The 13,094-nt window shown below is 69.2% G+C and carries 14 protein-coding genes; 5 read left to right on the top strand and 9 right to left on the bottom strand.

Features of this window, described 5'->3' with window-relative positions; all coding sequences use genetic code 11:
* The first annotated feature begins 155 nt into the window (after window positions 1–155).
* Genes ACIOMQ_RS34225 through ACIOMQ_RS34215 form a run of 3 tightly spaced genes read left to right on the top strand, consistent with a single transcriptional unit; the run spans window position 156 to window position 1,711 of the window.
* Window positions 156–737 (top strand): GNAT family N-acetyltransferase, encoded by a 582-nt coding sequence (locus ACIOMQ_RS34225; protein WP_402191729.1) that lies wholly within the window; start codon window positions 156–158, stop codon window positions 735–737.
* A 47-nt stretch (window positions 738–784) separates the two neighbouring features.
* Window positions 785–1,234, top strand: a complete 450-nt coding sequence (locus ACIOMQ_RS34220; RefSeq protein ID WP_402191725.1) for a transposase family protein — start codon at window positions 785–787, stop codon at window positions 1,232–1,234.
* Between the two features lie 6 nt (window positions 1,235–1,240).
* Window positions 1,241–1,711: a transposase family protein gene (locus ACIOMQ_RS34215; RefSeq protein WP_402191722.1), complete on the top strand. Its 471-nt coding sequence runs from the start codon at window positions 1,241–1,243 to the stop codon at window positions 1,709–1,711.
* Between the two features lie 74 nt (window positions 1,712–1,785).
* Here ACIOMQ_RS34215 and ACIOMQ_RS34210 read toward each other — a convergent pair whose 3' ends face one another.
* The 4 genes from ACIOMQ_RS34210 to ACIOMQ_RS34195 form a co-directional block, all read right to left on the bottom strand.
* A complete protein-coding gene (locus tag ACIOMQ_RS34210; protein WP_362202821.1) occupies window positions 1,786–2,379 on the bottom strand; it encodes a TetR/AcrR family transcriptional regulator C-terminal domain-containing protein in 594 nt (197 codons plus the stop codon).
* Between the two features lie 90 nt (window positions 2,380–2,469).
* Complete coding sequence (locus ACIOMQ_RS34205; protein WP_401760049.1) at window positions 2,470–3,285, bottom strand: SDR family NAD(P)-dependent oxidoreductase; 816 nt, start codon at window positions 3,283–3,285, stop codon at window positions 2,470–2,472.
* Window positions 3,282–3,821, bottom strand: coding sequence for an FAD-dependent monooxygenase (locus tag ACIOMQ_RS34200; RefSeq protein WP_401267991.1), 540 nt, complete (start codon window positions 3,819–3,821; stop codon window positions 3,282–3,284). Before ACIOMQ_RS34200 ends, ACIOMQ_RS34205 begins: the two co-directional genes overlap by 4 nt.
* 439 nt (window positions 3,822–4,260) lie before the next feature.
* Window positions 4,261–4,668: a hypothetical protein gene (locus ACIOMQ_RS34195; protein WP_402191720.1), complete on the bottom strand. Its 408-nt coding sequence runs from the start codon at window positions 4,666–4,668 to the stop codon at window positions 4,261–4,263.
* On the opposite strand from ACIOMQ_RS34195, the gene ACIOMQ_RS34190 reads away from it, so the two are divergent.
* Window positions 4,655–4,804, top strand: coding sequence for a hypothetical protein (locus ACIOMQ_RS34190; protein WP_402191718.1), 150 nt, complete (start codon window positions 4,655–4,657; stop codon window positions 4,802–4,804). The two genes, ACIOMQ_RS34195 and ACIOMQ_RS34190, sit on opposite strands and share 14 nt — an antisense overlap.
* A gap of 136 nt (window positions 4,805–4,940) precedes the next feature.
* On the opposite strand, the gene ACIOMQ_RS34185 is transcribed toward ACIOMQ_RS34190, so the two are convergent.
* Together ACIOMQ_RS34185 and ACIOMQ_RS34180 are read right to left on the bottom strand one after the other, a co-directional pair.
* Window positions 4,941–5,435, bottom strand: a complete 495-nt coding sequence (locus ACIOMQ_RS34185; RefSeq protein ID WP_401760056.1) for a hypothetical protein — start codon at window positions 5,433–5,435, stop codon at window positions 4,941–4,943.
* A gap of 96 nt (window positions 5,436–5,531) precedes the next feature.
* Window positions 5,532–6,023 (bottom strand): MarR family transcriptional regulator, encoded by a 492-nt coding sequence (locus ACIOMQ_RS34180; RefSeq protein WP_362202836.1) that lies wholly within the window; start codon window positions 6,021–6,023, stop codon window positions 5,532–5,534.
* 215 nt (window positions 6,024–6,238) lie between these two features.
* Here ACIOMQ_RS34180 and ACIOMQ_RS34175 point away from each other — a divergent pair, with 215 nt between their 5' ends.
* Window positions 6,239–6,865: an isochorismatase family protein gene (locus ACIOMQ_RS34175; RefSeq protein WP_362202839.1), complete on the top strand. Its 627-nt coding sequence runs from the start codon at window positions 6,239–6,241 to the stop codon at window positions 6,863–6,865.
* Here the strand turns inward: ACIOMQ_RS34175 and ACIOMQ_RS34170 are convergent.
* The 3 genes from ACIOMQ_RS34170 to ACIOMQ_RS34160 all read right to left on the bottom strand — a co-directional run.
* Window positions 6,856–7,641: a cytochrome P450 gene (locus tag ACIOMQ_RS34170; protein ID WP_402191715.1), complete on the bottom strand. Its 786-nt coding sequence runs from the start codon at window positions 7,639–7,641 to the stop codon at window positions 6,856–6,858. The genes ACIOMQ_RS34175 and ACIOMQ_RS34170 overlap by 10 nt on opposite strands.
* A gap of 252 nt (window positions 7,642–7,893) precedes the next feature.
* Complete coding sequence (locus tag ACIOMQ_RS34165) at window positions 7,894–8,652, bottom strand: hypothetical protein (RefSeq protein ID WP_402191713.1); 759 nt, start codon at window positions 8,650–8,652, stop codon at window positions 7,894–7,896.
* The coding region (locus ACIOMQ_RS34160) for a putative T7SS-secreted protein (protein ID WP_402191710.1) at window positions 8,649–13,094 on the bottom strand (4,446 nt) is incomplete at its 5' end. The genes ACIOMQ_RS34165 and ACIOMQ_RS34160, both read right to left, overlap by 4 nt.

Raw genomic sequence — 13,094 nt, 5'->3', positions numbered from 1 at the left:
GGTGAGTCATATCCTCTGATCGATCTTGCTGTCGTGATGGCAGCCGGGTGTCTCGTCGTGAAGATCGCGGCGGATCCTCCATCGCGAGTCGTGCCTGGCCGCCGATGGGGGCCCGTGGGGGAGCCAGTCGGGTGGGTGCAGGCGTCCAGAGGGGCATGGATCAAGGTTTCCGACTGCGTGAGGCGACCACCGAGGACGCCGACGTCCTTGCCGATGTGCACACCCGGACCCGGACCGCGTACTACACCGCGGGCGGCATGCCCGAGGAGGAACTCGCCGACCCGAGCGATTGGGGGGAACGGCGCGACGCCTGGACGCGGGTGCCGGCCGCACCGGCGCGTGCCACGCTGGTCGCGGATGACTTGGACGGGACGGTGGTCGGGCTGCTCACTGCCGGGTCACCGCACCACGAAGACCTGGACGCCTCGACGTTCTACGAGCTGTACCAGATCGGGGTACTGGCGCACGCCTGGGGGTGCGGGGTGGGTGGGGCCCTGCACCGGGAGTTCGTCGCGCTGGCCGTGGCCGCCGGCTGCGCCGAGGGCGTGCTGGAGTGCTGGGCGTCCAACACCCGTGCGCAGCGCTTCTACGCCCGAAACGGGTGGCGGCCGGATGGAGCGCGCCGTCCAGGACCGCTGGACCATGACTACGTCCGGCTGCGACTGAAGCTCGTATCGCACAGCTTCCGAGCGGGGCTGACGCAAGGTCAGAGTCGGTCGGCACGTCGGGAGATGTGACTGTTGCCCTGGATCGTGCCGCCCTGCCCCATCCTGCCTTCACTGGTGTGACACGCCAACACTTCGCCGAGCTGGTTGCCGAGTTGGCGCCACGCTGGGAGGCGGCGCGGGAGCCGGACCGGGCCGAGCGGCGTGGGGGTCTTCGGAAGCGCCTGGCCGGGTCGGGACGCAAGGTGAAGCTGGTGTTCACCGACCGGCTGCTGGTCACCCTGATCTGCCTGCGTCACCAGCTGCCGCACACCGCGTTGGCGGAGCTGTATGGGGTGGACCGCTCCACTGTCTCGGCGTCGGTACGGGAGATACGGCCTCTGCTCGCCGCCCGCGGCTTCGCTGTCCCCGACCGGCCCGGCATCCGGATCCGCACCCTGGAGGACCTGTTCGCCCAAGCGGTGGCCGAGAACATCGAGCTGCGCGTCGACGGCACCGAGACCCAGGTACGCCGGCCCCAGGCTCACCGGCCCGGCCGGAAGACGTTCGTCTCGGGCAAGAAGAAGTAGAACACGATGAAGACCACCAGTTTCAGCGACGGCCAGGGCCGCACCCTGTTCTCCGGCGTGGTCAGGCCCGGCCGGATGCACGACCGGACGGCCGTGCGCACCGAGGGCATCGCCGAACAGTTCCGGCTCCGCCCGCAGGTCAAGGCCACGGCCGACGACGGCTACCGCAGGCTGGCAGGCGAGTTCCCCGACCAGATCCGCGCGCCGCCGAAGAAGCCCGGCGAGGATGCCGGCGACGGCGAACACCGGGCCTGGCGGGAGGCCAAGCGACGGCAGTCCTCGGCGAGGATCTGCATCGAGCACACCAACGCCGAGCTGAAGAAGTGGCGCCCGCTCCAGCGATACACCGGATGCCGCGCAACCTACGGAGAAACCCAAGCCGCGATCGCCTCCCTCGTCTCCGACCGCTCCGCCAGGCGCCCCACCCGCCGCAGGACCAGCACCGCCCTCGTGCCCGTCCACACCACCACCTGCTGACTCATCCATCGGCCGAACCCCCAGGCCAACCTGCCCCGGACCCAATTGCCCCAAGGTCGTAAGTGTTCGCGCGTTCAGGCTCCTGGGGGCAGCAGCCGCGACAGTCCGTAGCGGAAACGGTCGTCGAAGGAGTCCGTGACCATGAGGTGCTCGCCGATCCGGGCGAGGGCGGGGTAGCTGCCGGTGGCGACGAGTTCGTGGAACGAGCCGCGGGGATTGTCGGACGGGGTCTGCTGCTCCTGGGTCAGGCCGAGCGTGAAGTAGACGATCGACCAGCACAGGCGGGCCGCGTCCGCCTCATGGAATCCGGCGTCCAGCAGGGCGCCGACGATGGTGTCAGCGACGCGCAGGGTCTTGCCCGTGCCGGTGAATGTGCCCGCGACCAGGCGGCCGCCGTCGCGGTGTGCGAGCAGGGCGTCCCGGTAGCGGGTGGCGACCGTGCGGACCCGTTCGACCGGTTCGTCCGGCAGGTGGGTGACGTCGACGGAGCCGACGATGTGGTCGGCCATCGTATCGATGAGTGTCTGCTTCGTCTTGACGTACGAGCTCACCGAGTTGAGGTGGGAACCGAGGGTCCGGGCGACCCCACGCAGCGTCAGTTTCTCGAGACCTTCCGCCTCGAGCGTGGTGAACGCCGCCTCGATCACGTCGTCCAGCGTCCAGCGCATCCTCGTGTCCCGTTCCGTTCTCCGTCACCCACCGGCGATTTCCTGGTCATGGTACAAGCGGGCTGTTCAGTGCCCTCTTCCCGACCCTGTTCAGGCGCCGAATGCCGCCTGGGACACCGCACCCCAACGCTCCCACTCCTCGATGCGGGACGCGTACTCCGCCCGGATCACGTCGAGCGGCCCCTTGCCGAAGAAGATCCGCAGGGGCGGCTCGTCGGCATCGACGACCGCGAGGATCGCCGCGCGGGTGGCGGTCGGCTCGCCGCGCACTCCGGCCGGCCGCTGCATGCCGGCGCGGAAGCCGTCGTAGGCGGCCAGGCGTTCGGCGTGGACGGCGGACGGTCCCGCCCAGTCGGTGGCGTATCCGGCGGGTTCGACCAGGGTGACCTTGATGCCGAAGTCCTCGACCTCCTTGGCGAGGCTCGCGGTGAATCCCTCCAGGCCGAACTTCGAGGCGTGGTAGACGCCGAGGCCCGGCAGCGAGAAGACGCCCGCGATCGAGGAGACCTGGATGATGTGCCCGCCGCCCTGGGCGCGCAGGCGCGGCAGCGCGGCCTGCGTGACCCACAGCGGGCCGAGCAGATTCACCTCGATCTGCGCCCGGGCCTGTTCCTCGCTGATCTCCTCGACCATGCCGAACAGGCCGTAGCCGGCATTGTTGACCACGACGTCGAGGCGGCCGAAGCGGTCGGCGGCCTGACGTACCGCGGCATCGACGGCCGCGCGGTCGGTGACGCCCAGCTGGATCGGCAGCAGGTTGTCGCCATGGGTCTTGATCAGGTCGTCGAACGCGTCGGGGATCCGGCTCGTCGCGGCGACCCGGTCGCCCCGTTCCAGTGCCGCCTCGGTCCACTGCCTGCCGAGCCCCTTGGACGCGCCGGTGATGAACCATGTCTTCGCGGTCATGTCGTGCTCCTGTGTTCCTCGGTGCCGGTTGGGGCTCCCCAGCTGCGCACGCCCGAATGCAGTCCGTCGGCCCCGACCACGACGTCGAAGCGGCGCGGTGCGGACTTCTCGAAGGTCACGCGCACGCCGTCGTGCCGGTCGTCGAGTGCGCCGATGCGGTCACCGAAGACGTACTCGACCGAGCCACGGGTCGCCTCGTGGAGGATCTCCACCAGCGCACCCCGCAGAATCTCGGTCTCGGTCACCGGCCCGTCCCCGCCGAAGCCGTCCGCCCGCACCGATGCCTGCCGCCGCCCTTGTGCATCCACGAACGACAGCCCGTCCGCGCCCGCCCGCGCGGCACGGACCGCCTCGGCCAGGCCCGCCCGGGCGATCACGTCGCGCCCGCAGCCGCGGATGTCGATCAGCTGCCCGCCGGTGCGGCGCTCCGACGCTGACTCGACGACCGTGACCTGTGCCCCGTACCGCGCCAGCCAGTACGCGAGCGCCGGGCCTGCGATACCGGCGCCGGAGATCAACACCTTGACTCTGGTCATCTTTCACCACCTGCGATTTTGGTCGTTGACCAAGTTTCGCATCTCAGTAGAATTGGTCAGCGACCAAAAGTCAACCAAGGGCGCAGTCTCTGGGAACGGCGGCGAGAGTTGCGCCGAAGCGCGACGGACTGGCCGCAGCCTCACACCGGGTCGGCCCGTCGCCCCCGCCAGGCGCATGTCACTGCATCGCGACGGATTCACCCGCGATCCGGACCATGCCTATGAGGTTCGGGCCGCTGACCACACGCGAGAGGAATCGGCCTCGCTCGTGAGACCGGCATCCCAACCGCCAGTATGAGACAGCCCGCCGAGCGGCAGGTCGGGGCACCGCGAGATGGCATGGGAGTGGAGATCCCACAATGTTGGAGGATCTTGGATTTCTTGTCGGAATCTCATGACCGATGTCGGATCGGAGTCGGATCCGACACAGGGCTGAGACTCACAGGTCGCGGCCTTGGCTCGTTGGAGGCTTGGACGCCCTGAGCCACAGCGCGCGCTTGCCCTCGATGCCGCCGCCGAAGCTCCATGAGCTCCACGCGGCCGCGCTCCGGCCGCGGGCGACCAGGTTGAGCAGACCCTGCCTGCTGATGCCGAAGCTGCGCTCGCACACCAGGTCGTCCTCGTTGGTGAACAGGTCCGGCAGCCAGGCGAAGCGCTTGGCCACCAGCCCCACCAGGGACAGCAGCGCCGAGCCGCCCGCGTACTCCTCGCTCTCCTCGCTGTGATCCTCCAGGTCCTCGGACTTCTGCATGCAGTACCGGGAGGTGTCCCGCATGCTCCTGCGGAGATCCGCGTACCAGCCGCTGTTGCTGTGATCCTCCTCCCAGCAGGAGATGTTCAGCGTCACCCACTTCTCGGCCCTGCCGGAGAACAGCACCGAGTTCGCGGGAAACAGGTGGGCCCAGCCGGTCTCGACCGGGAACACGTACGACTGGAACGTGTTCGCCGATCCGGTGTCGCTGCCCGAGGCGGAAGTCCAGTAGATCTCGTGGTCGAGGACCCCAGCGACGCCAACTTCGCCTCCGGCCGGACTCCCACGCAGGGCGCCAACGGATGCCGCTTCGGCTTCGACCCGAAACACCCGTCCAAACCGCCGCAGGTCTCCAGCGCCGACGGCCTCTACGCCGAGGCCACGACCGGCGCCATGGGCGCACCGGCACGGACTCCAGGCAGATTCCTTTTCAAGACCGCGGACACCGACGTCACCGAGTACAAGTGGGCAAATTCGACGTGGACGGCCACGGTGTCACGGACAAGCCGGGCGACCTCGACGGCGACGGCCAGCCCGGCCTGCTCACCGTCGACAGCGCCAACCGCCTGCAACTCCACAGCGGCACCGGCCAAGGCCGCGTCGACACACCCTTCTCCCCGAACACCAGCGTCGACTGGAACGGCCCGCTCCTCACCCACCGGGGCGACCTGGACGGGGAGGACTACGAGGACCTCGTCACCCGCAAGAGCGGCGGTCAGTTCTGGCAGTACCCGAACAACGGGCAGGGCGAATTCCCCAAGGAGAACAAAGGAGAAAGTGGAGATCTTCGCCGCCCACGAAAGCGGTGTGGTAGCTGTCGACCCTCGCGCCGATCTGATCTGATACCGGTCCGCAGCACCCACGCGGAGCCCGAGGGCATTCGGAGAGTTCCCCCACCCGACTCCGCCAGTCACGCCTCCGGCCCGGCGCCCGCGTGTGCCACCTGGGCTCAACCAGCCTCACCGGTCGGGCCGGCCTGGCCGTGTCCCGGTGCCTTGGCTGCTGTGCTCGGTCTCATGTTGGAGTGCGGCCACGCAATGGAGAGTGGTCTTGAAGGCGGTGTACTCCTGCTTGCCCAGCGCCTTCGCGTGGCGTTCCTCGATCGTTCGCATGATGGAGGTGGCGGCCTCCATCTGGAGCAGGCCGCGTTCGGTGGGGTGGATCAGTTTGGCTCGGCGGTCTGCGGGGTCGGGTTTGCGTTCGACGTAGCCCAGGCGTTCGAGGTCGTCGATGAGGGTGCTGATGACCTGCTTGTGCTGTCCGGAGGCGCGGGCGAGTTCGCTCGCACGGACGCCGTCGGATCGCAGGTGGGCGAGGACGGCGCCGGCGCGGGGCTGGATGTCGTCGAAGCCCTGTTCGGCGAGTGTGGTGAACAGCTCGCGCTGGACGGAGAAGAGGATCCGGGCGGCGAGTACGCCGAGGTCCGGTTCCTTGGTCTGACGTCCGGTCAACGCCCCTCCTGTCTCTGCGCTTGTCTGCCGCTCTGCTCCGACCGGCAACTTTAGCCCTGTCCGGCGGGCCGGGCCTCGCCCGGACGCAGGGTGCCTCCTCCCGGCCGATGCTTGCCCTCCGGGCGCCAGGGGCATAGCCTCAAAATAGTCACCAATCTTGACTATCAAGATTAGTGACCGATTAGCCCGTGGTCCAACCCTCGAAGGAGCGGAAGATGAGCGAGCGCAGCAAGTTCCAGGAGTCGATTACCCGGGAGAACGCCGCCGTGGTGCTGGTCGACCATCAGGTGGGCCTTCTCTCCGGCGTCCGGGACATCCCGGTCGGCGAACTGAAGCACAATGTGGTGGCGCTGGCCCGGGCGGCGACCGTGTTGGGCATCCCGCTGGTCGTCACCACCACTGCGGCCGGCAGCCTGTGGGGGCCGACCACTCCCGAACTGGTCCAGGCACTGCCGGCCGGACAGAAGATCATCGACCGCAGCACCGTCAATGCCTGGCACGACGACCGGGTCCGCGAGGCCATCGAGGCCACCGGCCGACAGAAGGTGATCTTCGCCGGGGTATCGCTCGAGGTCTGCGCGGCCCTGCCCGCGATCTCCGCCACAGGTGCCGGGTACGACGCCTACGTCACCCTGGACGCCTCCGGCACCTTCAGCCAGGCCAAGCGGGAGGCCGGACTGCTCCGTCTGCAGCAGGCAGGTGTCATCGTCTCCGACTACGCCACCCTCATGGTCGAGGCGCTGGCGGACAACGCCGCCCACGACTCCGACGCCCTCTACGCCGCCCTCGACATGCCGTTCGCCGTTCTGGTCGGCCAGATCTCCGCGGCCTATCAGGCATAGCGCCCACCGACCCGCCGGCGCCCCGGCGGCGGCCTGAAAGCAGGCATGATCCCGGCGGCGGCCGGTGGTACACACCGTGCCATCCGTAGCGTTCCACGAACTCTCCCTGCACGAGGACGAGTCGCTCGGCGCGCCCGCCCGCTCGGCGCCGCGCCCGCCGTGCCCCGCACAGCCGCGCCGAAGCGGTGCCGGCGCGTGTCGGACGGACATGGGTGGTCCGACCCCGGCGACCGGTTCGCTCGCTCCGGCCGCCCCTCGTACCTCGCGTGGCATTCCGGGGTCAGCCCGGATGAGGGCGGGCGGAGACGGTCATGGTGATGGGGGGCGGGGCCGAGCGTGGCGGCCGCGACCGGTCCGGGTTCACTGCCCGGGGCCGGGTCCAGGTGCCACCGCTCGGTGACGGCGGCCGTGATCAGGGTGAGTTCCGCCAGGGCGAAGTCTCCCCCGGGGCAGCCGTGCACCCCCGTGGCGAAGGGAATGCACGCGCCCCGTGGCGGCTGGGCGCGGCGGTCCGGGTCCCACCGGTCGGGGTCGAAGGATTCGGGCCGGGAGTACCAGCGGGAGTCGCGGTGCATGGCGTAGGGGCTGTAGAAGACCTGGGTTCCTCGCTTGATGGAGTGGCCGCCCAGTTGCAGGTCGGTGGCGGCTCGCCGGGGGAAGAACCAGATGGGTGGGTAGAGCCGCAGGGTCTCCTGGACGATGTGGCGGGTGTGGATGAGGTCGGGCAGGTCCGAGGGGGTGGCGGGGCGGTCGGCGTCGTGCGGGCCTCGGGGCATCGATGAACCGGCCAAGACGAGGCGCGGCCTCGGTTCGCCTCGCGTCCGAGGCCGGAGGAACCTGGATCCGATACGCCGCCGTCGACCACACACGGTCACCAGCAGGCTGTACTCCACGAGAACTGGCGACAGTTGAATAGGAGAGTCCGCCAGTATCACACCCGAACTCGGCACCTGGCAGTAGTGCTGTCCGGTGGACACCAACAAGGGCAACCTACAGCGCCATGTGCGCCTCAGCTTCTTCGGCTGACCTCACCAGTTCCCGTAGTCCTCCACCAAGTTGGCGATGAGCGCGAGCAGCGCGTCGGCTCGGTGCCGGTCCCCGCGCTGGGCCCGCAGGTCCTGGTGGACCGTCCGGAGCCGGGCCAGGGCGGCCGGCTCGCGGTCCCGCACCTCTTCGAGCAGCGGATCAGTGATCAGGTCCAGGCATGCGCTGAGCAGCCGACGGGTGGCCGAGGACGGCGGGGCGGGGTCGGGGGCGGCGTAGCCGGTGGTCAGATAGCGCGCGGGATCGGTCAGGCTCCAGCCAACGATGGAGCCGTGCTGGACCAGGAGCGCCACGTCCGGGGCGATGCCGATGCGGGCCTCCAGCGGTTCGTCAAGGACGTCGAGGTCGCGCAGACAGGTCAGCACGGCGTCGCCGGGCGCGCGGCACAGCACCGAGGTCACCTCAAGGCGGCAGTTCCGCTCTTCGTCCGCACGCAGCCCGCCTGGGAGGACGGGGGGCATGGAGGGGAGGCGGGCGCAGTCCTCGGCGGAGGCGGGCTCGGAGGGCAGCTCGAACTCGGCGCCGATCAGCTCCCGGCCGGCCCGGTCGAACCCGAGCGTGTCCGGGGTGTCCCACAGCCACTCCTGGCTGCCGAAGGTGTCCAGGAGAAAGCGCTCACGCTCCTCCCGGTCCGCGTAGGGCGCTAGGCGCAAACCGGGACTCGAGAAGTCGAAGCGCGGGGTGACGCTCAGGGGTTCGCCCGTCACCGTCGCGGTCCAGTCGCTGTCGATGGTGATCTTCATGCCGTGCCGCCTCGTTTGATCTGCTCCGCCGGAGCCATGTAGCCGTTCTTGCTCGGAATCCTGCCCTCCACGACGTCCGCGTGGGTGATCGGCCCGCCGGGATCGGTGGGTAGACCGCCGAGCGCCTCCGCCCCGGACGTGCCTTTCATGCCCGAGGGGCCGTACGCGGTGATGGCGTTGCCCGCTCCGCCTCTTTGGCCCCGGACAACCACGACGTCCTCGCCTTGGCGGAAGATCAAGTTTCCGCTGCCGGCCGAGGAGTGGTACACCGCGTCCGGGTTTTTCAGGATCTCCACGACCCGTTCGTCGTTGAACGCGTGCCTGGTGTCTGCGTGGTAGTCGCCGTCCTTCCGCATCCGGCCACCTCGCGCCCGCTCGATGACCTCGTCCGCGGTCTTGATGGCCTTTTCCCTGGCCTTTTCCCTGGCCTGCTGGGCCTTCTCCTCCTTCGTGTACGGCATCAGGCCCAGCGGATCGCACCCGGCATGCGGGTTGTTCACATAGCCGACCGGGTTCGGCGCGGGAGCCAGGCCCAGGGGGTCCGGGGAGGTGTAGCGGCCGGTCTCTGGGTCGTAGTGGCGGAAGCAGTTGTAGTGGAGCCCGGTCTCGGGGTCGAAGTACTGACCAGGGAAGCGCAGCGGGGTGTACGTGCTGCTGTCCCGGGCCCAGGCCGTGGTGCCCCACAGGGTGCTCCGGCCGCGCCAGGCGACGGCGCCCGCCTCGTCGATCAGCTCGGTCGGGGTGCCGATGAGGTCGGTTGCGATGGCGAAGAACCGGCGGTCGATCTCCTCCTGCCGACTGTCGGCCGTGAGGATGCGCTCGGTCTGGGCCAGTGGGATGACGTCGCGGTGGTCCCAGGTGAGGGCGACCGTGTTTGGGCCGTCCGGCTGGTGGCTGGTCTGTTCGCAGAGGGTGAGGCCGTCCCAGGTGAACCGGACCTCCTCGGCCACGGTCTCGCCGTCGGCGGCCAGGCGTTGCTTCGCGGTGCGTCGGCCCAGTGGGTCGTAGCGGTAGTGCCAACGGGTCCCGTCGGGGGTGGTGACGGAGGTGAGGCGGTTCTCTGTGTCCCACGTGTAGCGCCAGGTGTCGGGTTTGCGGGACAGGCGGGTCTTCTGTCGCAGGGTGACCCGGCCGAGGGCGTCGTGTTCGAAGCGGACAGCGCCGGCACGGGTGATGTTGGTGCCGAGGTAGGTACGTAATCCGGTGGCCTCGCTGCCCGGGTGCTGGTCCGGCCAGGACGCCGAGGTCTGGTTGCCCGCGTCGTCGTAGGCGTACCGCTCCGTCCAGCCCGGGGCATGGACGGCGGTGGCCCGGCCCATGCGGTCGAGATCGAAGGTGCGGGTGCCCGACAGCCGGTCCGCGACGGAGAGCAGATGCCCATCGGCGCGGTAGGCGTAGGCGCGGCTGTTGACGGCCTGGGCTCCTGCCGTGATGTGCTGCGTGGCGAGCCGTCCGGCCTCGTCCCAGGCCGATGTCATGGTGATCGTGTCCCCGAAGGCGCGGACCAGCTCGCGGCCGGCGGCATCGTGGGTGAAGTCGACCAGCCGACCACCCGTGGTCAGCCGCGAGGGAAGGCCGTCGGAGTCGTAAGCGTAGGAGGTGACATGTCCGGTGGGCGTGGTTCGGCGGATGCGCCGTCCCAGGTCGTCGTAGGAGTAGAGGAGGGGACGGCCGTCCACGAGTTCGGCCTTGACCCGTCCGCGACGGTCGTACTGGCACCGCAGTTCGCTCTCCGGACCAACCGCCTCCAGGAGGCGGCCTGCCCGGTCGTACGCGTAGGTCGTCACCCTGCCGTCGACGTTCTTGCGGAGCACCTGGCCCAGTTGGTCTCGCTCGAACGAGATGGTCCCGCCGAGGGCGTCGACCCGCTCGGTGAGCTGGCCCGCGGCATCCACACGGTAAGTGAGGGTGCGGCCGTCGAAGTCGGTCTCGGACACGATGTTGCCAACCGCGTCGTACTCGTAAGTCCAGTTCAGACCCTGCGGGTTGGTGACCCGGGTGAGGTGCAGGTCGTTGTCGTGCTCGAACTCGTAGCGGCCGCCGTCGGCCCGGGTGCTGGCGAGCGGGAGGTCGAAGTGGGTGTATTCATAGCTGGAGACGCCGCCGGAGGCGTCAATGTGGGTCAGGCAGTTGCCCTCGCCGTCGTAGGTCCAGGACTGTGTGGTGCCGTCCGCATCGGTGCGGTGAGAGAGTTTGCCTTCGACATTCCATTCAAGGCGGGTGACGGCGCCAAGGGGGTCGGTGAGCATGGTGGGGCGGCCGAAGGCATCGCGGGTGATGCGGGTGATGGCACCGAGCGGGTCGGTGATCTCGACGGGCAGGCCGGCGGTATTGCTGCGGATGCGGGTGGTGTTGCCGAGCGCGTCCGTCACGGAGACCAGGTGACCGGCCTCGTTGTAGGCGGCGCGGGTGATGGCGCCGGACGGGTCGGTGACCGCAGTTCGGTTGCCGCGTTCGTCGTAGGCGTACTCGACCACGGTCCGGTCCGGGTTGGTGACGCGGACCGGTAGCCGGAGATCGTTGTACTGCGCGGATGATTCCAGGCCGTCGGGGCGGACCTCGGTGGTCAGTCGTCCCGTCTCGTCGCAGGTGAAGCGGGTGATGCGGCCGAGAGGGTCGGTGCGGGACAGCAGTCGGTTGCGGCGGTCGCGTTCGAAGCGGGTGACCGCGCCGAGCGGGTCGATCTCCGAGACGATCTGGTGTGCGTCGTTGATCAGGTACTGGTGGACGGCGCCGCTGCTGGCGGTCGCCGTCGTGACCCGTAGGCCGGTCGCGGGGTCGGTGCCGTCGTAGTCCAGGCGTAGTGCCATGTGGCCTTCGACGCCGCCTTCGGCGATGCAGCGGTCCTGGTCGTCGTAGGCGTAGTCGTAGCGGCTGTTGTTGGTGTCGGTCCAGGAAGTGATGCGGCCGCGCTCGTCGTAGCTGAAGCGCAGGGGGCGGGTGGAGGAGTTGGTGAGGTCGGTGAGGTGGCCGTCGGTGTAGCCGTAGGCGAGGATTTGCCGGTCGGTGCCGTCGGGGGCTCCGTCTTTGAGGCGCAGGGCGATGATGCGACCGTTGTCGGTGGTGAGTTCGAGGTGGTAGCCGCCGTGGTGGACGATCGACGTCGGTGTCCCGAGTGCGTCGTACTCGAAGATGATCCAGTTGCCGTTGCGGTCGTCGATCTGCGCGAGCAGTGCTTCGGTGCTGTGACGTGTGGTGAAGTGCCGGACGTGGCCCGTGTCCGGGTCGGTGAGCGTGTAGTCGCCGTCGGGGTTCACGTCCAGTGGCCATTCAGGGCCGTGGCTGGGCAGGACCGGGACACCAGGTGCGGGGTGGGGGTAGGACAGCAGCAGGCCATCCTCGGATATGAAGACAACGCCCTCGGAGTCGATCTCCAGGCGCTGGTCCGCGGTGGATGCCCAGGACGGGCCGAACCAGCGCCCTGCCCGGTAGTCGGAGGCGACACGCCGGCGGAAGACGAGCGGAAGTGTGCCGGGCAGGACGATATCGGTCTGCGGAAGGTACATCGCGCCGGTTGCCAGGTCGACCGGGTCCGACGGGTCCTTCTCGGGTGCCCTCTCGGTACGGGACGGCTTCGCCGGGTCGCCCACCCCTTTACGGCCGGGGCCCGGTTTCAGCCCCTCCTTCACGGCGTCTTTCATGCCGGCCCGCAGGCCGCCCTTGATGAGGCCGCCGCCCTTGGTGCCTACCAGTTCGGGGACGAGTCGGCCGATGAATTCGGATGGGTCGCCTTTGGCCGCGTCCCAGGCGTTCTTGAGTGTGCGGTCGGGGTTGGCTGCGGTGGAGACGAGGCCGGCGAGCGTCATGTTGACGCCCTTGTAGTACTCGGCCGGGTGCGTCAGGTTGTACGGGTCGGTCGGGTTGACCGAGCGGACGAAGTTCACCAGTCCTGCGGTGCCCTTGATGATTCCGCCGCCGAAGTGGGCCAGCTCGAAGCCCTGGCCGACCCCGTAGTCGAAGAACTCCTGCTTGGCACGGTCCAGGCCGGTGGGTTCCTTCGGGGCGTGTGCCATCGCAGCGGTGATCGCGCCCTTGGCCGCGTCGGCGGCCTCGTTGCGCGCCCGCCGGGCATGCTCCAGCATCTCCTGCGCATGCTGCCGCTTGGCCACGCTCGGATCGGAGAACGTTCCCGGATGCGGGAGCGGATGATCGGTGTTGCGGACCGCGTTGTACGCCGCCGCCTTCTCCCGGAACGCGGCAGCAGCCCTCTCGTAGTCCTGCTTGCCCTCCTTGTACAGAGCGATCGCCTCACCGGCCTTGGCCTGCGCGCTCGTGACCGTCCCCGCATACGTCTCCAGCGCCCTGGCCGCGCCCTCGAACGCATCCGCCGCACGCAGCCAGTCGGTCGGCAGGGTCTCGAACTTCGCCCGGAAGGCGTCGGCGGCCTCACCCTTCCAGTGGCCCGAGTCGAGCTTCTTCATCCCGCCGCCCACGAGATCGAA

The organism is Streptomyces sp. NPDC087845, from assembly GCF_044742755.1.
In the GTDB taxonomy this organism is placed as follows: domain Bacteria; phylum Actinomycetota; class Actinomycetes; order Streptomycetales; family Streptomycetaceae; genus Streptomyces.
The sequence above is the reverse complement of the archived record's forward strand: the minus strand, read 5'-3'. Positions and strand labels throughout refer to the sequence as shown.